This window comes from Alicyclobacillus sp. SO9 (genome assembly GCF_016406125.1).
GTDB lineage: Bacteria > Bacillota > Bacilli > Alicyclobacillales > Alicyclobacillaceae > SO9.
The window spans coordinates 4,646,083-4,669,081 of sequence record NZ_CP066339.1 but is presented as its reverse complement, the minus strand read 5'-3'; the positions used below and the strand labels follow the sequence as shown (position 1 = coordinate 4,669,081).

Here is a 22,999-nt window from a genome sequence, read left to right as displayed (position 1 = left end):
GTATGCGTACCAGAAACAGTCTTATGCAGCGCAGTATCCGGTAATTTTGCATCAATGTGGATTGTCTAAAATCAAATGATTGCGCTATGATAGTGAGGTTGAATTTCCAGGTGAACTCAAGGGGTGGCAGTTGTGCGCTTGAATCGGTTTTTATTTCTACTTCTCAGTACAGTAGCTCTGGGAGCCGTCGTTGGACTCATAACCAGTACGAGCGGCTTGATTCATATGCAGTGGACAAACGGCTTGGTTGAAGGGGCCTTTATGGCTACAACCAGCCTGATGGGGTTCTGGGCCTATCTGACAGTAAACTTTCTTGCGCGTGCTACCTTAAGTCGGCAACAATGGAGATGGCTTCAAGTCATTGTCCTCCTATTCGTGGCCTATGATATGTTCTGGTGGCGGTACAGTATTGACAAAGCCAGTCATCCGATTGGTCACCCGAGTTACACTGTTTTTCTCGTTCAAGCTCTTTGGCCGCTCCTTGGCGCCTTGCTGGCAGCTTTTTTCAAACGACAACTGTCGGGTCCCGGGAGTTATTTACCCACCGTTTTTTACCTTTATGTATTCATGGTTATAGATTGGCTCCTAGTGATTCGACAGCACTGGGATCCAGCGATTGTTAATCAAACAGGTATTGTTATGATGGCTTGTAACATATATATGATTTTGATTTTCGGTAAGCTGCTGACTCCAAGACAGACGGAAACAGCGTCATCGCCGCAGCCATGATGGCTGCAACGATGGCTCAACAATTTCCGTCTACCATGGGCGTTTTTAGACCGAGCGTCACTGGCGCCCTAATTGACTTGCGTCTTTACGTCAGCTTCCGAAAGCAATTCTGATACAGTCACAAATTTGTACCCTTTCTGTTTCAGTTCGTGCAGTATTCTTGGCAGTGCCTGTGCAGTTTGTTTGGAGGAGTCGCTTGCGTGCATGAGGATGATGTCTCCGGGTACCACGCGTTTCAGAACTCTTTGCTGAATAGCTTGTACACCGGGATTTTTCCAGTCCAAAGAATCTGTGTTCCACTGAATCACAGTGTAACCCATGGCATTCAAGCATCGAATGACACGCGGATTGAAATCGCCGTTTGGCGTGCGAATGAGCTTTGTTTTTACGCCTGTAACCTGCTTGATGGACTTCTCTGACAGAGTCACTTGATTACGAATCCATGAATTCGGATAATTTGAAAAATCCTTGTGCAGGTTTCCATGATTTCCGATTTCGTAGCCCATTGATTGAATTCGCTTGGCAATCTTGGGATGTCTTTGAGTCCAGGGTCCGCTTAAAAAGAATGTCGCCTTTTTGACATCTTCTTTTTCCAAGACATCAAGTACAGGGTCAGGTACTTTTTCGCCCCAGGATATATCAAAGGTCAAAGCTACAATTTTCTTATCAGTGTCGACTTTGTAGATTGCCGACGGTTTCTTCTCAGCAGCAAAGACCGTTATGTGGCCAGCTGCGGCAAATAGCACCGCCATGAACAATGCAATCACAGCGGTAAGGCTGAGTAGTTTACGGCCATCCTTCACTTGCATGTCCCCCTTTCAGTCTGAGCAAAGTTTATGCTGTGGAGACACGACCTATACGAATTTGTTTCGAATTTGACGGCATTGTAGTCCTGCGCGTCAGAGAAGGAGGTTGAGAATGAGGAACAAAAGTTATGAACCGACCTTAAGATGGTTTATCACCTTTGCAGCGGCACTAATGATTGCCGGATTTTTGGCCGGGTATAGTGCACCTCACAGTTTTAACAGCATTCTCCAACCGGCACTCAAGAAGCTCCAAGAAATTGGCGTTCATTTCCACGGGCACCCGCTCAGTACCGTACTTCTCATTTTTGTGAATAATTCTGTCGCGGCTATTGCCATGATGTTATTAGGCGTGTTTCTCGGTGTGTATCCGCTCTGGACCATGTGGATGAATGGCGTTATCCTCGGTGTAGTCAGCCAACTGGTAGTACAAAAGACGCATGCGTCTGTTTTCACCGTGCTTGTCTACGCAATTCTGCCTCATGGCGTATTTGAACTGAGTGCACTGGTGTGGGCGTCTGCTCTTGGCTTTAGTGAAGGTTTTGCCGGAATGCGTGCAATTGGGGGCGCGCTTCGGCGACTGTTTATGAGGCCGTCGGCGGTTCAGCCTGTGGTGCGCAGGCAGCCCCGAGGTATCCGGGATGAGTTTGCACGTGCCTTTCACCATCTCCCGTATATCCTTGGCTTATTGCTCCTTGCTGCGTGTATTGAAGGACTGGTGACGCCCCATTTAATTCAGATGGCGCATCTGTAGTCCTGACGCATCTGAAGTCCCTTGTGCAATTTTTTGTTTATTGCACGGGATTTGGTAAACTGTTGAAGACTAGACGAAAAGGAGTGTCGGCTACATGGCAGAACTGCGAATTATCGGTGCACCATCGGACTTTGGACAAGGTCGAAGGGGTGTGGATATGGGTCCAAGTGCAATCCGCTACGCCGGTCTTGAGGAGAAACTGGAAGCCCTCGGTCACGATGTAGAGGATTTGGGAAACATACCTGTTCCAACACCAGAGATGCACCGAGTGACCAATGATAAACTGAAATACTTGGATGAAGTTACTGCCGTTTGCACCGCTTTGTCTAAAGAAGTCAACAATGTGGTGAAAGAGGGTTTTACACCGATTATTCTGGGCGGCGATCACAGTATTTCCATTGGCAGCATAGCAGGCATAGCCTCCAGCCAATCCTCCTTTGGCGTCATTTGGTTTGATGCACACGGGGACATGAATACAGATACGACCACCCCGTCGGGCAACATTCACGGGATGCCCTTAGCAGTAAACTTGGGTATGGGCCATCCTAGTCTGGTTGAACTAGGTGGTTTTGCTCCAAAAATCAAGCCGGAGAACGTCGTTCTGGTGGGCGCAAGGTCGATTGACGAACACGAAGCCGACTTGATTCGCAAATCGGGCATTACCGTGTATAGTATGGCAGAAATTGATAAACGTGGTATGGGCCCGGTGATGGAAGAGGCCATCAAAATTGCTTCTGAGGGTACGTCAGGCATTCATCTGAGCCTGGATTTGGATGCACTCGATCCGATGTTTGTGCCGGGAGTTGGAACTCCTGTCAACGGTGGGGTAACCTACAGAGAAGGGCACTTGGCGATGGAACTCTTGGCTGCCTCCAAGCAGCTCATGTCCGTCGACGTTGTCGAGGTCAATCCAATTCTGGACAGAGAAAACAGGACCGCGGTAATGGCCGTGGAGTTGGTGGAATCGTTATTTGGCAAAACGGTAATGTGATTAGGGCCGTGGGCAGGCCCCTGTGCTTGAATTTTCTTTGCTTTCATATTACCGGAACAACGCATCGCAGAACCTGGTTTGTGACACATTTGAGATGATTTTTAGACGCGCCGTATACATTGATAGCAAATTGCCAAATAAGTCGTCACCCCTTATTTTTGCACGAATAGATTACGAAGTATGACAACGTGTGGAGGTTGAAGCGACTTGCTGTACGCAGCTTTGGGAGATTCAATAACTTACGGGTACGCGTCGTCAACAGAAGAGACCCGTTTTGCCGGCAGGGTTGTTTCGTCGCTGTCGAAGCAGGATAAGGTGAATCTTTACGTACACGCAAAACCTGGCTGGACGTCGAGACGACTGTTGAAGACTCTGCAGGATGTACCCAAGTGCATTTGGGACGAGGCACAGTTGATTACCATTATGGTCGGGGGAAATGACCTGCTCAAAGCCTTGCCGTGGTTGATTGACGGGAAACTGAGACATTTGGGTCAGGTTACACGCAATCTGCATCGCAATCTGACGGAGATTGTGCGCTTGGTCAAACGTCCCCAGTCGAAAATCGTGCTGGCCACAATTTACAATCCATTTCCGAATTCGGCTGTGGCTGAAGAGTGCGTTGAGGCCTTGAACAAGGCCATTCGGCTGGTAGTAAGGCAGGAAGACTTGATTTTGGCCGATGTGCGTCAGCAGTTCTTTAGCAGAGAACATCACTTTGTGGGCGGATACAGACGCGGTCTCGTTCGTGACTTTCGCATTTTCGGGAATCCGATTCACCCGAATGACGAGGGACACCTGGAAATTGCCAGGACGGTTTTGCGGTCGTACCGCAGGTCTGTTGTACAGAATCGGATGAAATCAAGGAAATCCTCGCAGGGACGTCAAAATACTTAGGGGATACTGCGGAATTTACTTGACGCAAAATGCCTAGTAAGAAACAATGAAATACAAGACCTGATTCCATTACTGGGTGGAATGTTATGGCAACGTGGCTGAATGTGTTTCATAAGTTCGATGTGATGAACGTAGTAGACATTCTACTCGTCGCATTCGTGATATATCGCGTATTGCTGCTGATTCGCGGGACCCGTGCTGTTCAATTGCTGAAGGGCATTATTGTTATCCTGCTGGCTAAGGGAATCAGTCGGTTTTTTCACCTTACGGCCATGAACTTCTTGATTAACAATATCCTGACCGTGGGACTGGTTGCTATCCCTGTAGTCTTTCAGCCTGAGTTGCGCCGTGCACTCGAACAGCTCGGACGAGGCGGCTTTTTTTCATTGTCCTTTACCACCGCGGACGATGGTCAGTTGCGTTACATGACGGCTGAAGTAGTGAAAGCTACCCAGGTCTTGTCCAAGAATCAAATAGGAGCTCTGTTGGTGATTGAACGCAATACCGGACTATCAGAATATGTTGAGACGGGAACCGACATTGATGGTAAGGTGAGTTCTGAACTGTTGATTAACACCTTTATTCCCAACACTCCCTTACACGACGGGGCCGTCGTTATACGCGGAGATAAGCTGTTAGCAGCAGGATGCTTTCTGCCGCTGACAGACAGCCGTGACTTGGACAAGCAATTCGGTACCCGCCACAGGGCAGCAATAGGGGTCACAGAACAGTCTGACTCTGTTGCGGTCGTCGTATCTGAAGAAACAGGACATGTTTCACTTGCTGTTGACGGAGTACTCACAAAGGACCTTAACGAATCTGCCCTTCGTGAGTTACTTGAATCTCTACTGACACCAAAAAAGTCAAATAATTTCCCATTCTTTGGACGAAAGGCGGACTCCAAGAATGGATAAACTATTTTCCAGTAACAATTTCCTGCGTGTGATTGCCGTCATTCTAAGTATCATATTATGGCTTTCAGTTCAGTTTCCAAACAACACGCAAACAGCCGTCCAACCCGTAACACACATCGATAAATTTCCTCGTCCTGTTCACGTTGAAACAGCGGCAAATATGGTTGTGACTTCAGTCAAGCCTGCAGTGGCGACACTTCAGGTCAAGGAAAGTCTCCTCACTACTGCCCTGTCCCAGCAAATGCTGAACGTGGAGATTCTTGCCGATGCCAAGAAACTTGGACCAGGCACACACCAAGTTTCAGTTCAGGCCATCCATGCACCGCCAATCAATTACCAGTTAAACCCCACCAAAATTACGATAACACTGGCTAAAAAAGCTACTGAACAGCGAACAGTAAAAGTTGTTTTGAAGGGTAGTGTGAAACAAGGGTATAAAATGGGGGATCCGAGCAGTACCGTAAATACAGTTTCTCTGATTGGTGCCACTCAAAAATTGCGTCAGGTGACAAAAGTTGAGGCCGTTGTGCAGGTAAACGGAGCTTCTTCGGACTTGTCTGAGCAAGTGGACTTGGTGCCCGTTGACAACAGCGGTACAACGGTTCAAGGTGTCACTGTGTCTCCAGCAACTGCCACAGTGAATGTTCCAATTCAATCGCCGGAGACCACTGCTTCCATTCATCCGCAGATTGTCGGTACACCAGCACCTGGTTATGCCGTTGCCGGGGTATCTGTGCAGCCAAATTCCGTGAAACTGTTTGGGGAAAATGCACCTGTCAATGTACAGCTGCCGGTTGATGTCTCCGGACTGACAGCCACTTCCACCAAGAAAATTGGAATTCCCCTTGGCCAGACGATTCAACAGGCGCGTCCTGAGGAAGTGTCTGTGAAGGTGACAATTGAGCAGGCTTCCAGCAAAGCAGTGAAGAAGCTGCCCATTCAAATTCGGAACGTGAAGTCGACTGAGGTCGTACAGCTCGGTAAAACAACCACGGTGGACCTGCGCCTTACTGGACCGCAGTCCGTGATGAATACACTGTCAACTTCCAACATAACAGCGTACATTGATGCATCGAAGTTGACACCAAATGACACTTCTGCACCGATTTTAATAAATACGCCAAAGTGGGTTCAGGTCACGCAAATGTCAACAACGTCTGTGCCTGTCACTGTAACCAAAGGATAAGATTCCTTCTTGCCAGAACGAGTTTCTCTGTGCAAGAATAGGTTGGGTTAGGCTGTTGCTGTATCTATTTGCTCTGCTTTGTTTCTCCGTATCAAGAGAAGACAAATCTGAGTCTAACTTCACACATAAGCAATTAAGATGAGGCCATGCGAAAGGGGTCGGTGACGTGGGCCGTATGTTTGGAACGGACGGCGTCCGAGGTATTGCCAATACCGAGTTGACACCGGAACTTGCTTTTCAACTAGGTCGCGTAGGGGCCTATGTTTTAACAGGACAGAATCGCGGACCGCGGTTTGTCGTGGGAAAAGACACCCGAATTTCGGGGGACCTGCTTGAATCCTCCTTTATCAGTGGCGTTTTATCTATGGGGGTCGATGTACTGAAACTCGGTGTCATCAGTACACCTGGCGTTGCTTACCTGACAAAGCACCTTCGCGCAGACGCGGGCGTCATGATTTCAGCATCCCACAATCCAGTTGAAGACAATGGCATCAAGTTTTTTGCGGGAGATGGTTTTAAACTCGTGGATGCTGTCGAAGACGAGATTGAGAGGCTGTTGAAGTCTGAAGAAGACACGCTGCCGCGTCCTACGGGAGCACATGTCGGTCGGGTATACGATGAGCCAGCCGTAAGCGCCTATCAGAAGTTCCTCCACAACACAGTTACAAACAGGTTTGAAGGACTTCATATTGTGCTTGATTGTGCCAATGGTGCAGCATCTGCCATTGCTCCAGAAGTGTTTCGTCATTTGGGTGCTCGTGTTACTGAATTGAATGCACAGCCCGACGGGGTGAATATTAATGTTGGTTGCGGGTCCACCTATCCGCATGTCGTGCAGCGAGCTGTGCTTGAAACGGGTGCTGATATGGGACTGGCGTTTGATGGTGATGCAGACAGGTTGATTGCGGTCGACGGCAGCGGGCAGATTGTAGACGGCGATCACGTTATGGCCATTTGCGCTCGCGCCCTACACGAACGCGACAGTCTCAAGAATAACACCGTAGTCGCCACAGTCATGAGCAACCTGGGATTTGTAAAGGCTATGGAGGACTTGTCCATTCACGTGGAGCAGACAGCAGTAGGCGACAGATATGTGATGGAAGCCATGCGCAAGGGAGACTTTGTTCTCGGAGGAGAACAGTCTGGGCACATCATCTTTCTGAACCACACAACCACCGGCGACGGTATTTTGACTGCTCTTCAGCTTGTCGATATCGTCAAGAGCACACGCACTTCTCTGCAACAGCTTCGCAAAGTCATGAGGCGCTATCCTCAACTGCTGGAAAACGTGCGTGTCAAGGACAAAACCGCCTGGAAGACGAATCAGAGGATACAGGCAGCCTTACAACAAGCGGAGGCAGACCTGGGCAGTCAGGGACGTATTCTGGTCCGTGAGTCAGGAACGGAGTCCATCATTCGCGTTATGGCTGAGGGACCCGAAGAGCAGAAGCTGCAGGAGTGTGTTGCGTCCATTGTGGAAGTTGTCCATGAGGAACTGGCCTGACAAGAGAATTTTGCCAAGGCCAGGTACACATTGACCTCGGTACGAATTCACCTAGGTACACCGTAAAGCAGGCACCGTTTCAAAGCCTGCTCATACTTTGGAAGGGGGAATGCCATAGAGTCGAGAGTAAGCGCGGCGACGCGCGTCTTACAACCATGCGCATGTGAATCTATACACAGACCGCATGTAAAGCGCCTGGACTGAGCTGTGCCGCTCCATATGGTGGACATGTCCATCACCAAGCAGCAGGCAGCCCAGTTGACGCGGAGGAGGTTGGCGAACCATTCGGCGGGTGCCTCCCGGTGTGCGACCGCACCGTAAGCGAAACTCGAAAACCGGCAGGTGACTGCTGGAACAGGAGTGAGCAGGTTGCGAGGAGGAAACTTTATATGTGTGGCATCGTAGGCTACATTGGACATCGAGACACCAGAGACGTTGTTGTCAGCGGTCTCGCGAAACTAGAGTACCGCGGATATGATTCTGCTGGTATAGCTTTGTTGTCGAAAAATCAGATTGAAGTTGTGAAATCTGTCGGACGTTTGGCGAATTTAGAACAAAAGCTGATGACTGAAGACATAGATGGAGAGATAGGTATCGGCCACACTCGTTGGGCCACTCACGGTCGACCATCAGACGATAACGCACATCCCCATCAGGACTGCAGCGGTCGATTTGCGCTGGTTCACAACGGGATTGTCGAGAACTATCTGTCCTTGCGCGAAGAACTGATAGAAAAAGGACACCAGTTCAAATCTGAAACAGATACCGAAGTCGTGGTGCACCTCGTAGAAGAGCTGTACAACGGCGATCTCTTTTCAACCATGGTACAGGTAGGAAAACACATCCACGGCGCCTATGCGCTCGTTGTGATGGCAAAAGACAACCCAGAAGAAATTATTGCCATGCGCAAAGCCAGCCCTCTTATCGTAGGTTTAGGGGAAGGCGAAAACTTTGTTGCATCTGACATTCCCGCCATCTTGGAGTATACACGGCGCGTGCTCATTCTCGATGACGGAGAAATGGCCGTAGTCCGCCGCGAGGGCGTAGATTCTTTTACACTGGACGGGAATCCCATTACGAAGGACGTGCTCGAGGTTCATTGGGATGCCGTTGCTGCAGAACGAGGCGGTTACGAGCACTTTATGCTGAAGGAGATCCACGAACAACCAAAGGCGATTCGCGATACGTTGCGCGGCAGGTTGGAAACGGATCTCAAACGAGTTGCACTGCCCGAACTACAGTTGGGTGCGCAGTTCGTTCAGGAGATGGATCGCATTCACATCGTAGCCTGCGGTACGTCATGGCACGCAGGGCTCGTTGGCAAGGCCGTTTTGGAACAACTTGTGCGCATTCCAGTGGAAGTCGATGTTGCATCCGAGTATCGGTATCGCAATCCCGTTGATACAGAGAATACCTTGGTGATTGTCATCAGTCAGTCAGGGGAAACGGCTGACACCCTGGCTGCATTACGGGATGCCAAAGCCCGCGGTCGCAAAGTAATGGCCATTACCAATGTGGTCGGAAGTTCCGTTGACAGAGAGGCAGACGACGTCATTATCACCCAAGCCGGACCGGAAATAGCCGTGGCGTCAACCAAAGCCTATACAACCCAACTCGTGTCGCTCTATCTATTGGCCATTTACTTTGCACAGGAGCGAGACACCGTACAGCAAAGTGTCGTTCAGGACTTGCTGCAGGAACTGGACGCACTACCCCAGGTTGCAGAACAAGTCCTTGACAGCGCACCCCAAATTGAGGCCTTTGCGAAACAGTATTCCGATGCGCACGACACCTTCTTTATCGGCCGAGGGTTAGATTTCTCCGTAGCTCTTGAAGGTGCTCTAAAGCTCAAGGAAATCTCCTACATTCACGCAGAAGCCTACGCAGCCGGCGAACTCAAGCACGGTACGCTGGCGCTGATTACCAAAGGAGTGCCCGTCATTGGCATCGCAACCCAGCCGCACCTGTATGAGAAGACACTCTCCAATATTCAGGAAGTCAAAGCGCGTGACGCCTTTATTCTCGGGCTCACCTGGGTTGGTAACGAAGACTTGCAAAAGACAGCTGACGAAGTGATTTACCTGCCCAAGATACACACTCTGTTGGCTCCAATTGCCACTGTAATTCCGTTGCAACTCTTAGCCTACTACGCTGCAGTGGCCCGGGACAACGACGTCGACAAGCCAAGAAACTTGGCGAAGAGTGTAACAGTCGAGTAGAAGATCGGATCTGTGATCAGGTTTTGATCATAGCAAATAAAGTTGTGTACTAGAAAATAAAGTTGTAGACCATGGAATAAAATTGTAGACTGAAAAATAAAGTGGTATACTCGTCCTGCTTGTTGGGATATAATGATCCCAATGAAGTGTAGGGGCGGATAAACATGGCGCGTAACAAGGCAACTCAAACGAGTGTACCCGGTCAAATGATTTCAAAATCAGATCTAACTGTCCGTGATGTACCTTCCAAAGGCTTGTCTGGCCGCTTACGTGGGCTCAGCCGATCGGAGATGCATCACCTTTTTTCTACATTGGAACGTCAATACTTCTATTGTTTGCTTTGGTCACGCAGAATTGAGGATATTTGTAGCCAGGAGATCATTCCTCTTGAGACGACAATTCAGATTGCAGACAGGCTAGGTGTGAAACATCCTATAAATCCGAAGACAAAGGAGTTAAAACCCGTGTCTTCGGATTTTGTGATAACAGGAGTTAACGAGGGGGTTACACGGGTTCATGTGCGCAGTGTGAAGCCCGAGGAGGAATTGAACAAACTGAGGACGGTTGAAAAGTTAGAAATAGAACGCGTCTACTGGTTCGAAAAGGGAATCGATTGGGGACTTGTTACTGAAAAGCAGATCAATACGAACTTAGCGGTGAATGCTCAGTGGGTCTATGAATCGGAGCACATTACACCCTATTCTCCTGTTCAGCAAATGCACGTGTCCCCGATTGAACACTCTTTGTATGAAGAAATTCATCGTACGGGAAACGCACTGTCTCACTGTGCCTTGACCGTTGATCATCGGCTTGGCCTCCGCGAGGGGGACAGCCTTTGGGTAGCCAAGTACCTTATTTGCCATCGCTTCTGGGAAGTGGACATGAACGTGCGTATTGAGCCTACGCGTCCTGTACCGGTACAAAGATCCGCTCTGATGAGTATGGCAAAGGGGGAGCAAGCGTGAACGATCGTATACTGGTAAACAGTGTTCTTGAGTGGTTGCCAACTGAATCGACATCGGCAGAGCATTTGGAACGCATTCTCTGGGTGGATTCAGTTGCGGATCGCGTAGTTGTATACTCCTTGAATCATGCAGAAGCGTTACCCATTTGGCGGACATACAGTGAAATTGTGCGTGCGATAGAAGATAGCCTCGTTATCAGAAGGTCTATGGATCCGTACATCAGAACTGTAGCACCTGAATCGGATTTTTTGGAAAAGCATAGGGAGCGTTGGGAGAAAGCATGGAATGTTATCAAGGACATGGTCACGTCAGAGCCGGAAATCTACGACGAGAAAAGTCGCGGAATCTGGGTCCGACATGCATGCGAAGAGTTCGGCGTGACCAAAACAACCGTTTATAAATACCTCAGAAAGTACTGGCGGGGCGGGAAAACGAAGTTGGCCTTACTTCCGGACTACAACCACTCCGGGGCAGCCGGGCAACCGCGAGTGCCGGCGTCGGGTGCTAAGAAACGGGGTCGTCCGTCCCGTCTTTCAAAGCTAGACGGGGTGCAAAAAGGGGTGAATGTTGATGCTGACATTCAGCGTATTTTTGCAGTGGGGACCCATAAGTTTTACAATTCAAAGTTAAAATCCCCCTTAAATAAAGCATATAAGTCAATTATCGGAAAGTACTTTAACATCGGTTACCGTACAGAAAATGGGGAGCGTGTTCCCGTACTTCCTGACCCATCCGAGTATCCGACATTTGGCCAATATAAGTATTGGTTCACGAAAGAGTTTAATCTCCGAACAACAGTCACGGCCAGAGTCGGAGAGACTGGCTTCAATCTTCGCCATAGAGCTGTGCTTGGGACTTCTACCCCCATGGCCCGAGGTCCGGGTTCCATCTTTCAGTTGGACGCGACGATTGCCGATGTCTATCTTGTCAGTCGTTACGATCGGACAAGAATTATCGGCCGTCCCGTGATTTATGTTGTTATTGATGTGTTTTCACGCTTGATTACGGGACTGGCAGTGACTTTGAAAGGACCTAGTTGGGAAGGCGCATCTTTGGCGATTGCGAATGCGACGATGAATAAGAAGGCGTTCTGTCAAGAGTACGGAATTGAAATAGAGGATTACATGTGGCCTTCGTGTCATCTTCCAAAAGAAATCTTGGCAGATCGCGGGGAAATGCTGAGTAAGGCATCGGATCGACTGATTCATTTGGGCATAAACGTCTTGAATACCCCCCCTTACCGTGCTGATTGGAAGGGTATCGTCGAGCAAACTTTTAGAATTGCGAATATTGAAGTGATTCATTGGCTTCCGGGTGCTGTACGAGATAGGTACCGCCGGCGTGGAGAACCCGACAACCGCTTGGATGCGACGTTGGATTTATACGAGTTTACCCAAATTCTCATCAAGCTGATTTTGAAACATAACCAGTCCCATTACATGCCTTGGTACCAGCGAGAGACGGCCATGATTCAAGAACATGTTGATCCCGTGCCCTTAGCCTTATGGAACTGGGGAATTCAACATAAGAGCGCGTCCCTGACGCAAATGCCAGATAATATTGTTAGATTGCAGCTACTACCTGTTGCTAAAGCGAGTGTAACGTACAAGGGAATTGAATTTAATGGGATGCATTACAGCTGCGAACGTGCAATTCGGGAACAGTGGTTTGAACGTGCTCGAGCGCGAGGGACAAGTGAACGGTGGATTTCTCATGACCTACGTACAACAGACGTTATCTACATTCATCTTGATGAATTCGGTACGATGGAACCCTGTGAACTCCTGGAGCGGGACGCCAGGTATAAGGGACAGCGATTGGAAGATGTTTTAGAGCTCCAGGAAATGGAGAAAGTTTCAGGAGATCTGTTTGTAGGACGCCAGATGCAAGCAGATGTCGCGTATGATGCGGAGGTAGAAGGTATCGTCGAAAAGGCAAGGAAGAAAACAGAGGCTGCCAATCCGCAGAAGTTAAGTAAAAGGGAACGCACATCCAGCATCCGAAAGAATCGGGCAGATGAGTCGGAACGCACAGATGAGCAGCAGGTGAAGGCAATGCATGGAGACCACGTTCGGGCTGCAAAAAAGGATAGCCAACCGGTGGACAAAGACCCGGTGGTTTCGTTCAACGACGAACCCTGGAATCAACGCTACTCAGACAGAAAGAGCCAGGACCTGGCCTTTCTCAAGTCATTACATCCGGATGATGAGGAGTAGTGATATATGTCATTTATGCCAAGCGGTGTAACGTTTAAGGGTCATCAGGCGAAAGCGGTCTATACACCAAGTGTCGTACCCCTGTACAAGCACAATGCTTTTATCGAGGCTTTACCCCCGATGGACTCGATGCAAGATATCATAAAGCGCATGGAACGCCGACCTGCTTATGATGCACAAGACAGGAGACTGCCTGCTGCACATCGGATTCAGTTTGTGTCCATGATTCGGCATTATTTTGAGCCGTTGCCGAACCACGTGGAACTGATACGTCGATTTTCATCGATGATACCGGACGGGTACATGACACGCAATCCCATCTCAGCTGAATGGCGTCGACAGATCAACGCAGGTTTTCCTGACTTAATGAAGGATCCCAATGATGAGACAGAGCAGGTGCCCATTATTCAATCGAGCGCGGCGGGTTTCGCGATGGTCGGTACTAGCGGTGGAGGGAAGACAACGGCCATACAAAGCGCTTTGAGTTTATATCCGCAGGTCATAACTCACTGTGCCTATCACGGTCAGCCTTTCAGCCACAAACAGCTCGTCTGGTTAAAAATTGACTGTCCCTATGATGGGAATCTTCGTGGACTCTGTTTGAATTTTTTCCAAGCCATCGATGACGTCTTGGACACTCGCTATTATGCCAAATACGCACATTATAAAAGCCCAAGGGATATTGTGCCGGTTATGGCCACTTTAGCTGCTGTGTTAGGTTTAGGGGTACTCGTGATCGATGAAATTCAACGATTAAGCACGGAGAATTCAGGCGGACAAGAGGGGATGCTGAACTTCTTTGTTCATCTGGTTGATGTGATTGGAGTTCCCGTTGTTCTGGTAGGCACCTATCAGGCGATGCCACTGTTGACGAGTAGTTTCGCGCAAACAAGGAGAGCAGCGGGACAAGGAGATATGATATGGAGCCATATGACTCCAGACGCAACCTGGGACCACTTGATTTCACGATTATGGAGATATCAATGGACCAACGTCGAAACGAAGCTGACTCCCGCCTTAAAGCATGCCATCTACAGCGAGTCTGTGGGCATTATTGATATTGCCGTAAAGTTGTACATGCTCGCCCAGTGGGCGGTCATTGGAACAAAGGATGAGTCTATTACTGCCGAAGTCATTCATGGCGTTGCACGTGAAAGTCTCCGATTGGCTCGGCCCATATTGAACGCCCTACGGAATAACGACCTAGATACGCTACAGACAGTTCGAGACATACACCCCCTGATGCCCGAGTTAAGAAACTATCTTAAGGCAGCGCAGCAGAGAATCGAAATCGAAGGGTCGTTAAATACGGTTGAAAACCAGGTACAAGGTGAGGGGGAAGAAGCTAGTGTGACATCACAACTGATACGCTGGCTTGTAGAGGGGGGGATTGATTACGAAACGGCCGTGAAAGCATGCAACGATGCACTGGCTAAATATGCAAGTACTACCGTTCTGGCTGAGGTGCGAAAGTATGCGTACGCACGAGCAGTAGAGCTGGAGCAAGCCAAGGATGAAGGTGCGCCGAAGAAGAGTGGGAATGAACTGCACAAGACTTCAGGCAAAAAGGTTACTTACTTACCAGGAAGTTTGATCGAAATGTTTAAAGTAGCCCGAAAAAATAAGGAGTTGATGTATAACAAGTTAGAAGACGTGGGCATGCTGAAAAACGTAGACGAATTTCTGTAGGTGAGATGACCCACTTTGTTGCCGTTTTTCCCTGATCCGTATCCCGATGAGTTGTTGTACAGCGTTCTGGCACGATACCATCGTTGGAGTCAAAATCTGTCCATCAAATTCACCGTAACCGACCTCTTTGACTGTAGTTCTGCATCGGCAATTATTGAGTTTCCAACGCGTCTGAATCGTTTAGTGTCCCTCTTCCCCGATGGCTCGCTCTATACTGCTGCCTCACTCATCCTCAATCACACGATGTTCCCGCTATTCCAACCCTTTCTGCCTCAGGAACGGGTCGACAAGATACTTATGAATATGAAGGCTGAGGATAAAGGAATGGGTATTTATTGTTCTACTGGCCTGATGGCCAGTGGTGTGCAGCGCCATCGTCATCTTCGCTACTGTCCGCTTTGCGTCCACTGCGATCAGTCGAAATACGGAGAGGCGTATTGGCACAGAATACACCAAGTTTCCGGAGTGGACATCTGTCCAGAGCATCAGTGTTGTATCGAGAACAGTCATGTGGTGATAGGTTCAAAGTTCAACAAACACGAATACTACAGACTGAGTAATCTGGTGGTCGATATGGAGCAGAAGCCGCGGTTTGAAACATGTCTCCCATTTGAACTGGCTTCGCAAGTAGCGCACGGAGCCCTGTGGTTGCTTCAAAACGATACGCCAAGCCTTGGATTGAACGTTCTCCGCATGAGATACCGGCAATTCTTGTACCAAAATGGGTATCTATCGCCGAACGGACAAATACGGCAACGTCAACTGCTAAACGACTTCACGTCACTGTACGGAAATGAATTTCTTGAGACTGTAGGATGCCGCGTTGATGCAGTTCACTCTGAAAGTTGGCTTCATCGCTTCGTACGTTCTTCGCGATCTTCAAGTCATCCACTCCGCCACATTCTCGTGATGTGCTTCCTTAGAACGAATCCACAACAACTTCTAGCAAAAAAACTTGCCTGTTCTCACGAGCCTTTTGGTAGCGGTCCGTGGCCCTGTTTGAATGCTGCGGCTGACCACTATAGGGCGAATGCAGTTGAGACTTGCACGGTGACTCGAGACTATAAACTTGGGGTTCCAGTTGGCACCTTTACTTGTTCCTGTGGGTTTATCTATTCAAGACGTGGACCTGATCAGGTAGAAACGGATCGCTACAGGTATGGCCGTATCAAGCAATTTGGCCCGGTTTGGGAGAAGAAGGTCACTCAGTTATACGTAGTTGAGCAGCGAGGATTGCGAGAAACAGCAAGAATGCTGCGGGTGGATCCAAGGACCATTAAACATCGCGTGGAGCGATTGATGGATAATAAACCACAGGAATCAGTGGGCCATTTTTCTCAGAATCGAGAAACGTATCGAGCCAAATGGCACTTGCTCAAGGATAAAAATCCTAACCTAACCAAGACCGAGTTGAGGAGGTCGGAACCCGCTGTTTATGCTTGGCTCTATCGCCACGACCGACAATGGATTGTTTCCGATGTGGTATCCGTGCAACATCCACCAGAGCCGTACGAACGGGTAAACTGGAGGCTACGCGACGTTGAGCTAGCCAAGAAAGTGCTTGATGCGGCGATGAGGTTATACAGGCAACCAGGGAAACCCGTGCGAGTTACTGTAAGTCGGCTCGGGAAAATGACAGGAAATTTAGGATTATTACAGAAACACATTAGTAGACTTCCTGTAACTGACCGGGTTTTGAATGTTGCTGTGGAGAGCTTGGAGGAATACCAAGTTCGTCGAATGAAATGGGCTGCGAGACAGTTACATGAAAATGGACAGCCAGTTGAACGATGGATTCTCTTAAAAAAGGCCGGATTAAGGCCTGAACCGTCCACTTCGGTCGACCTACATGTTGATTTGGAAGTGTTAAAAGCTAAGATGTTGGAAAGGAATGCAGGTTGGCCATGACATGGCGTATCTCAGATTGGCCTTTTCCGCCTTCGGAGAAGGTCGAATTGCATTGGATGTGTTCTCCCAGAATGGTCGGAGATGAAAAACAGTGGGTAATGACTGCTGTCTTCCGCCGGCAGAACGGTGAGCTTGTGAATGTGGATGTACCTTGGGGAATCTTGCCTGCCCTTCACTTGGGGCTTTTCTATCAACGTGGGGTGCTTACTGACGATATTCCCGAATGGAAACAAATGGAGTTTGAGTTTCCATCTCATGTCTCGTGCGAGATTCGTAGGGCCGGGGACATCTTGCCTCTCTCCCTATATCCATTAGTGACCCATAAGAATTTAGACGAGCGTTGTGTTCGAATCTCCTTCGGGAAGCACGTGTTAGTTATTCCTTGTATTGGGGTCTGTGTAGCAATGGAACAGAAAACCGGAATAAGCGATCCAGTTTATGTATGTTTGCTAATGGGTTGTTCTTCCGTAACATCTCGGTCTTACCGTAAATTTCATCAACAGAACATTAAATAGTCGCAATCCTCCGTTTTCCAGGAGTAACTAAGGTGTCATGTACTCCTGAAGCAAGTTTGCAATTGACACCGAAATCCCCAACTCTGGATACCTGCACAAATCGCATCTACTTCTTGTGCTTTCTATGCCTTTCGTTTTACCTCAAAGAAAATGTGTATTTATTCCTTCATTGGATAATAATAATCACACAATAAGGTCATCCGCATGGGACGGCGAGAAAAATGTTGGCATGGCTTCTGTTTTCTGCGAGTGCCATGAGCAGCTTGGTATTTGCTCATATTTCCAAGCGTATGCAAGAGGCCGTTCGAACGGACCCGCATTATTCATGGTTGATTTTGATTGTTTTGTTTGCAGGACTTATAGACATTTATATCACCTTGGCCGCAGTTAAGGCCCTTGTTGACCACCTATACATGGTTAAACAGAGCATTCACTAAGAATTTTCACACATGAAAGCCGGGAGTTGCCGACTTGACGAAGCGAATCATCCTCTAATCTTACTGTTGAATCCGACGAGGGGTTGCCATGAGAAGAAAAACCACTTGGTTACAGTTTCGTAGTAAATCCAAAAGACGATCGTTGAGAAAGCAGCTACAGGACATCTCGTTTTGGAATGTATCTGATGATCCGGCAGAGATTCCTTCTGAGTTGCAAGAGTCCTTGGCATTGATTCAAGACGAATGGGCAAAGTGTGCAGATGTGCAGTATCAGCACTTGCATGTTCAGGGAGTACCTGTGTGTCTGGTGTTTATCAGCAACTTAATCGATCAGGAGACTGCTCAGCGCACTCTGATGGAACCCTTAACACGATATGAACAAGGCAAAGTTACCTTACCTGCATTGAAGGACACCTTGAACGCCCTGATGACGGAAGAGACCTCTCAAATCTCTGCGATTCATCAGGCCATTGCCCAGGGAAAAGTCGTGGCTTTGGTGGATGGGCAATCGGGAGCCTTGCTGGTGGATGTCAACAAATTCCCCGCACGTGCAATTGAGACTTCTCAAAACGAACCCACCATCCAGGGACCCCAGGAGGCATTTATTGAAAGCTTGCAAACGAACTTGGCGCTCGTTCGCAAACGTCTGCGGACTTCGAAACTCAAAATTGAAACCCTGCCGGTGGGGACAAAAACCAATGTACAGTTGGCGTTGCTGTACGTGGAGGGCATTGTCAAACCCGGCCTCGTTGAGGAAGCCCATCAGCGTCTACAGCGGATTCAAATCGATGGTATCATCTCCGCCAATGAAATTCGGGAAATGATTGGTGATGCACCGTTTTCACCCTTTCGATTGACGGAGGTTACAGAACGGCCGGACCGTACGGTAGCGGGGTTGTTACAGGGGAGAATTTGTTTTTTGATCGATGGAACGCCCACGGCTATCTCGGTACCCGTGGTTTTTGTAGGTGGGTTGATTTCTGCAGAAGACTATTACGGACACTTCATGACGGCCCTGCCTCTACGGATTCTTCGTCATGCCATGTACTGGTCATCTTTGTTGCTTCCGTCACTCTATATAGCATTACTTTCGTATAATCAAGACCTCGTTCCAACTCCGTTGCTCATTAGTTTGGAGGCCCAGCACGGAGGAATTCCTTTCCCGACCATCGTCGAGGCGATAGGCATGCAAACTACCTTTGAGGCTCTCCGGGAAGCGGGTCTACGTCTGCCGCGAGCGGTCGGACAATCTGTGAGTATCGTTGGCACGCTCATTATCGGGGATGCGGCAGTCAATGCGAGTATTGTTTCTCCTGGCATGGTGATTGTTGTGGCAGCTGCGGGCGTGGCATCTTATACGACTCCATCGCAGGATTTGGTCAATACAAACCGCATTCTTCAATATCCGTTTATGATCGTGGCGTCGCTGTTGGGTTTATACGGCATCGTCGCATTAGGATTAGTCCTCGTCATCCACATGGTTTCCTTACGGTCATTTGGTGTTCCGTACATGGCACCACTTGCCCCATTTTCATGGCCAGAGATGCGTGACACCTTCATCCGAGCGCCCTGGTGGGCCATGAACCAGCGTCCACAGTTTTACGAATCCGTCAATTCGACACGAAACCGAGCTCCTAAACCATCCCCTCCTTCCAGGGATTCGACATGACGATGGGACAACACACTCGGTGGATCGTTTCGGCTTTGTTGATGGGGATATTGCTCGGAGTACCTGGATGTAAAGACCTGCGAGAAGTCGATGATCTCAATATCGTGTTAGCCGTCGGTATCGACGAAACACAGGATCAACGGATTCGAGTCACCACAGAAATCGTGGATCCAGCGAATAGTCGTGGACCAAGCTCAGGTGCGGGTACGGGCAAGCGAGATGAAGCTACAATTACACGCCAACAAACCGGAAGTACCATCGAAGAGGCGGTCGGGCTATTGGATGAAGAAGTCCCAAGAAAGTTGTTTTTGGCCCATAATTCCGTGATTATATTCGGACATAACTATGCCACACACGGGATCGATCGCGCTCTGGATTATTTAGAGCGGAATCGGAGTTATCGGCGCAATCAATTGTTTGTGGTCACCGATGGTACCGCATCCGATTTGATGACGTCTTCGGTCACACCAGAGTTCTATCATGCAACGGCTATGCGTTCCCTAGTCGAACAAGGAATGCACAAATCCACTGCGGTGAACAGTACACAATTAAGTTTCATGAAACAATACCTGCGTCCTTCACACACTCCAGCGATGGCTCGTCTGGAGACGGCCAAAAACGGCATTGTTCCGGAAGGCATTGGGCTCTTTGATGGAGGTCAGTATAAAGATTATTTGACATCTGCAGAAGTTCCGGCATTGTTGCGGTTTATGCAGGACACTCAGCAAACTGAAATCACAATCCCTTGCACAAATAAAGAGACGCCACAAGGAGATATGAGTCAGACCTATCGCATCCTACACACTCATACGAACGTGACCCCGCAAGTTCACGGCAATGAGATCAGGTTTTTCGTGAATGTTCGTGGACAAGCAGAAATTTCACGGTTATGTCCTGGGAGTAAACCGACGCCTCAAACCTATTCAAAATGGGAGATCCAACTTGATCACACGCTTCAGGAACAGATGCAGCGCGTATTCACGCGGCTCCAGAAAGACGATGTGGACTCTGTCCACTTCTCCGATGTCCTCTATAAGAGAAATCCGATCCTCTGGCAACAAATGGCTCACCAGTGGAAGGAACTTTTTCCGCATATTCAAGTGACCTATGACGTTCAGGTCCAGCTGTTACGTCACGGTCTGGCTTCCAAATCTCCGGATGTGGAGTACTCTCCAGAAGGACTCCCTCCTCATGCTGGACGGGAAGGGGTTGCTCCTTGATTTGGGTTGCACTGTTTTTTTCAAGCATCCTGGTGGTCCATGGGTTTCGTCAGAAGGTGACATGGAGAGAATGGATTGTGAACGTACCGGCATTCATATTTGCTCTGCTCGGTTCGGGCATCGTGAGTTTCAATATTTGGCCGAAGATCAACCTTCTTTGGGGGATACAATGGCTTTTTGAACCCATCACGAAGTGGCTGTACTCGATTTTGTAATATGGTGGTGCTTGATGGAGACACAAATATCACGACTGCAATTGATGTATTTAATGATATGGGTCATATTGGGGACTGGAATTGTCCTTTTACCCCTTGCCATCGCTCAATTTACCATTCAGGACGGCTGGATGGTTCCTCTTTTCTTTTTTGGCGGCACGATAGTCGCCGCGATCGTATGCGTCGTGTTTATCCGGACGTTTCCCAATCAATCACTTGCTAATGGGCTCGAAACCGCCTTTGGCCCTTGGCTTGGTCGGTTAATAGGGGTTTGGATGATAATTTTCTTTTTCGTTTTCTCGGCCATGTTGCTTCGGGAACTTACGGTATTTGTGGAAGTCACGAGTCTTCCCAAAACTCCGGCGTACCTGATTTCTGCGACTATCCTGGTTCCAATTGCGTACGGGGTTTTTCAAGGTGTTGAGGTAGTGGGACGATTGGCAGAATTTCTCACACCAGTAGCCTTAATGATTGGCGTGATTTTGGTTGTATTGTCCTTCCAAAATGCAGACTTTTCCCAAATCCAACCTGTGTTGGCCCATGGCTGGACCCCAGTACTTCGAGCATCTGTGTTGCCCGCCACATCGTTCGCGTTTGAATTGATTGGCGTTTTACAATTTGTGAAATCGATCAAAGGTGGAAAAACACTTGGGCGGGACCTGTTGTACGTGGGGGCATCTTTGACCGTATTTGGAGTATTGGTTGAGATGTTGATAATTTCAGTGCTGGGTCCATCGATAACCTATTTGTCCTTACCTGTGGCCGAGGTCATTCGGGGAATCCGTATCGGCGAATTCATACAAAGGTTCGACACCATTTACGTAATGGGCGTAATCGCTACGATGGTCTTAAAAATTTCCGTGTTTCTATATGCCATGTCTTCAGCCATGCAGGATACCTTTCGACTTTCCACCTTCAGAAATGTAGTTTGGCCGAATGGAATCGCCATCTGGACAGCCAGCATTTTATTCTTTCACAATTCGCCCGACCTGCATGAGTTTATGGTCTATGTGACACCGGCATATTTTAGTTTCACTTTGGTCCTCATGCCAATATTCGCCGTTCTGACATTTCGGTTGAAAAAAGTATTCGGTTCCCAATGACCGAGTTCATGGATTCACACATACACGCTAAGCTTATTCTAATAATATTATTTATTCGAATTAAAAGACCTGATATACTTCTAATAATGCGGCGAAATTGCTGGGGTAAGGCGTTGAATCCACTTCCAATAATAAGAACCGTCTGGAGACCTGATTAGATGGCACATATAAACTCGGTACTTGAGGGTTATCTTCCTTGGTTGAATCGGCAACCTTTTTCACCAAATACTCGAATTGCGTACCGTCGATGGGTTGAACAATTTGTACGTTACTTGAATGCATATCCGGCTGTATACGGAGATCCGCTTGGTGAATCATCCGCTCGTGACTACGCGGTGCGGGATTTTAAGTCTCATCTGAAGACGATACACCATGCCAAGCCAGCTTCCGTGAATCTTGCTCTCGCTGCTCTTGACCACTTCTATGCTCGATATCTTCAGATGGGGAGTCCCCAGGTAGAGCGAGAGGAACTGCCGAATCAAGCACCACGGGCGCTTTCTCCCGAAGAACAAAGACGCTTCTTACGAGCGGTTGAACGTCAACCGAATACTCGAGACCAAGCAATCGGGACGCTTCTCTTTTATACCGCCCTACGTATCAGTGAGTGCGTACAACTCAATGTAGATGACGTTATGATCTCGGAACGTAAAGGGCAAGTAACGGTTCGAATGGGAAAAGGAAATCGATATCGGGAAGTTCCTCTGAACGCTTCGGTTCGATCATCCTTGCAGGCGTGGCTAGATGATCGCCACATTCAGTTTCCGGGTACAGCAGAGTCGGCTTTGTTCCTCACTCGACGTGGGAACCGCTGCTCGATTCGCTCTGTCGATTTAGTAATTCGAAAAATCGCACAAGACGCTGGACTCACATTGTCTGCTCACACGCTTCGGCATACTTGCCTGACCAATTTGGTACGTAATGGTCACGACCTTGTGATGGTGGCTGAACTTGCAGGCCACAAGCGACTGGATACAACGCGGCGATATAGCCTACCGAGTGACGAGGACCGCGCAATGGCAATGGAAGGCCTCAAAATGGAGGTGTAACTCCTGACTCCAGGGAGGAAAA

19 protein-coding genes are annotated in these 22,999 nt (G+C 48.6%); 18 read left to right on the top strand and 1 reads right to left on the bottom strand.

The features are described from left to right. The first annotated feature begins 123 nt into the window (after positions 1-123). Positions 124-729, top strand: a complete 606-nt coding sequence (locus GI364_RS21735; protein ID WP_198851266.1) for a KinB-signaling pathway activation protein — start codon at positions 124-126, stop codon at positions 727-729. A gap of 68 nt (positions 730-797) precedes the next feature. On the opposite strand, the gene pdaB is transcribed toward GI364_RS21735, so the two are convergent. Further along, the gene (gene pdaB, locus GI364_RS21730; RefSeq protein WP_233096204.1) at positions 798-1,481 is read right to left on the bottom strand and encodes a polysaccharide deacetylase family sporulation protein PdaB; all 684 of its coding nucleotides are present in this window, start codon (positions 1,479-1,481) and stop codon (positions 798-800) included. A 166-nt stretch (positions 1,482-1,647) separates the two neighbouring features. Between pdaB and GI364_RS21725 the strand changes: the two genes are divergently transcribed. The 17 genes from GI364_RS21725 (at position 1,648) to GI364_RS21645 (ending at position 22,977) form a co-directional block, all read left to right on the top strand. After that, positions 1,648-2,286 (top strand): stage II sporulation protein M, encoded by a 639-nt coding sequence (locus GI364_RS21725; protein ID WP_198851264.1) that lies wholly within the window; start codon positions 1,648-1,650, stop codon positions 2,284-2,286. Between the two features lie 94 nt (positions 2,287-2,380). Beyond that, complete coding sequence (gene rocF / locus GI364_RS21720) at positions 2,381-3,277, top strand: arginase (RefSeq protein WP_198851263.1); 897 nt, start codon at positions 2,381-2,383, stop codon at positions 3,275-3,277. Positions 3,278-3,484: 207 nt separating this feature from the next. Continuing rightward, on the top strand, positions 3,485-4,171 hold the full coding sequence (locus tag GI364_RS21715; RefSeq protein WP_198851262.1) for an SGNH/GDSL hydrolase family protein: 687 nt from the start codon (positions 3,485-3,487) through the stop codon (positions 4,169-4,171). 86 nt (positions 4,172-4,257) lie between these two features. Then, positions 4,258-5,085: a diadenylate cyclase CdaA gene (gene cdaA / locus GI364_RS21710; protein WP_198851261.1), complete on the top strand. Its 828-nt coding sequence runs from the start codon at positions 4,258-4,260 to the stop codon at positions 5,083-5,085. Beyond that, positions 5,078-6,271 (top strand): CdaR family protein, encoded by a 1,194-nt coding sequence (locus GI364_RS21705; RefSeq protein ID WP_198851260.1) that lies wholly within the window; start codon positions 5,078-5,080, stop codon positions 6,269-6,271. Before cdaA ends, GI364_RS21705 begins: the two co-directional genes overlap by 8 nt. 166 nt (positions 6,272-6,437) lie before the next feature. Further along, positions 6,438-7,775, top strand: a complete 1,338-nt coding sequence (gene glmM, locus GI364_RS21700) for a phosphoglucosamine mutase (RefSeq protein WP_198851259.1) — start codon at positions 6,438-6,440, stop codon at positions 7,773-7,775. 389 nt (positions 7,776-8,164) lie between these two features. Beyond that, on the top strand, positions 8,165-9,994 hold the full coding sequence (gene glmS, locus GI364_RS21695; protein ID WP_198851258.1) for a glutamine--fructose-6-phosphate transaminase (isomerizing): 1,830 nt from the start codon (positions 8,165-8,167) through the stop codon (positions 9,992-9,994). Between the two features lie 164 nt (positions 9,995-10,158). Then, a complete protein-coding gene (locus tag GI364_RS21690) occupies positions 10,159-10,959 on the top strand; it encodes a TnsA endonuclease N-terminal domain-containing protein (protein ID WP_198851257.1) in 801 nt (266 codons plus the stop codon). Then, the gene (locus tag GI364_RS21685) at positions 10,956-13,175 is read left to right on the top strand and encodes a DDE-type integrase/transposase/recombinase (protein ID WP_198851256.1); all 2,220 of its coding nucleotides are present in this window, start codon (positions 10,956-10,958) and stop codon (positions 13,173-13,175) included. Before GI364_RS21690 ends, GI364_RS21685 begins: the two co-directional genes overlap by 4 nt. Positions 13,176-13,181: 6 nt before the next feature. Then, positions 13,182-14,864 (top strand): ATP-binding protein, encoded by a 1,683-nt coding sequence (locus GI364_RS21680; RefSeq protein ID WP_198851255.1) that lies wholly within the window; start codon positions 13,182-13,184, stop codon positions 14,862-14,864. Positions 14,865-14,879: 15 nt separating this feature from the next. Continuing rightward, the gene (locus tag GI364_RS21675; protein ID WP_198851254.1) at positions 14,880-16,772 is read left to right on the top strand and encodes a TnsD family Tn7-like transposition protein; all 1,893 of its coding nucleotides are present in this window, start codon (positions 14,880-14,882) and stop codon (positions 16,770-16,772) included. A gap of 736 nt (positions 16,773-17,508) precedes the next feature. Further along, entirely contained in the window at positions 17,509-17,724 is a 216-nt protein-coding gene (locus GI364_RS21670; protein ID WP_198851253.1) for a hypothetical protein, read from the top strand. An 88-nt stretch (positions 17,725-17,812) separates the two neighbouring features. After that, entirely contained in the window at positions 17,813-19,393 is a 1,581-nt protein-coding gene (locus GI364_RS21665; RefSeq protein ID WP_198851252.1) for a spore germination protein, read from the top strand. After that, positions 19,390-20,613: a Ger(x)C family spore germination protein gene (locus GI364_RS21660; RefSeq protein ID WP_198851251.1), complete on the top strand. Its 1,224-nt coding sequence runs from the start codon at positions 19,390-19,392 to the stop codon at positions 20,611-20,613. The genes GI364_RS21665 and GI364_RS21660 overlap by 4 nt, the downstream gene beginning before the upstream one ends. After that, positions 20,610-20,828 (top strand): hypothetical protein, encoded by a 219-nt coding sequence (locus tag GI364_RS21655; RefSeq protein WP_198851250.1) that lies wholly within the window; start codon positions 20,610-20,612, stop codon positions 20,826-20,828. Before GI364_RS21660 ends, GI364_RS21655 begins: the two co-directional genes overlap by 4 nt. Before the next feature lie 14 nt (positions 20,829-20,842). Beyond that, positions 20,843-21,931 carry a GerAB/ArcD/ProY family transporter gene (locus GI364_RS21650; protein WP_198851249.1) on the top strand — a complete coding sequence of 363 codons (1,089 nt, stop codon included), beginning with the start codon at positions 20,843-20,845 and terminating at the stop codon, positions 21,929-21,931. Positions 21,932-22,089: 158 nt separating this feature from the next. Next, positions 22,090-22,977: a tyrosine-type recombinase/integrase gene (locus GI364_RS21645; RefSeq protein ID WP_198851248.1), complete on the top strand. Its 888-nt coding sequence runs from the start codon at positions 22,090-22,092 to the stop codon at positions 22,975-22,977. Positions 22,978-22,999 lie beyond the last annotated feature (22 nt).

Coding starts and splice junctions, on each gene's coding strand:
- pdaB (WP_233096204.1), bottom strand. CDS start 1,481: ATGGCGGTGCTATTTGCCGCAGCTGGCCACATAACGGTCTTTGCTGCT.
- GI364_RS21725 (WP_198851264.1), top strand. CDS start 1,648: ATGAGGAACAAAAGTTATGAACCGACCTTAAGATGGTTTATCACCTTT.
- rocF (WP_198851263.1), top strand. CDS start 2,381: ATGGCAGAACTGCGAATTATCGGTGCACCATCGGACTTTGGACAAGGT.
- cdaA (WP_198851261.1), top strand. CDS start 4,258: ATGGCAACGTGGCTGAATGTGTTTCATAAGTTCGATGTGATGAACGTA.
- GI364_RS21705 (WP_198851260.1), top strand. CDS start 5,078: ATGGATAAACTATTTTCCAGTAACAATTTCCTGCGTGTGATTGCCGTC.
- glmS (WP_198851258.1), top strand. CDS start 8,165: ATGTGTGGCATCGTAGGCTACATTGGACATCGAGACACCAGAGACGTT.
- GI364_RS21690 (WP_198851257.1), top strand. CDS start 10,159: ATGGCGCGTAACAAGGCAACTCAAACGAGTGTACCCGGTCAAATGATT.
- GI364_RS21680 (WP_198851255.1), top strand. CDS start 13,182: ATGTCATTTATGCCAAGCGGTGTAACGTTTAAGGGTCATCAGGCGAAA.
- GI364_RS21670 (WP_198851253.1), top strand. CDS start 17,509: ATGTTGGCATGGCTTCTGTTTTCTGCGAGTGCCATGAGCAGCTTGGTA.
- GI364_RS21665 (WP_198851252.1), top strand. CDS start 17,813: ATGAGAAGAAAAACCACTTGGTTACAGTTTCGTAGTAAATCCAAAAGA.
- GI364_RS21660 (WP_198851251.1), top strand. CDS start 19,390: ATGACGATGGGACAACACACTCGGTGGATCGTTTCGGCTTTGTTGATG.
- GI364_RS21650 (WP_198851249.1), top strand. CDS start 20,843: ATGGAGACACAAATATCACGACTGCAATTGATGTATTTAATGATATGG.
- GI364_RS21645 (WP_198851248.1), top strand. CDS start 22,090: ATGGCACATATAAACTCGGTACTTGAGGGTTATCTTCCTTGGTTGAAT.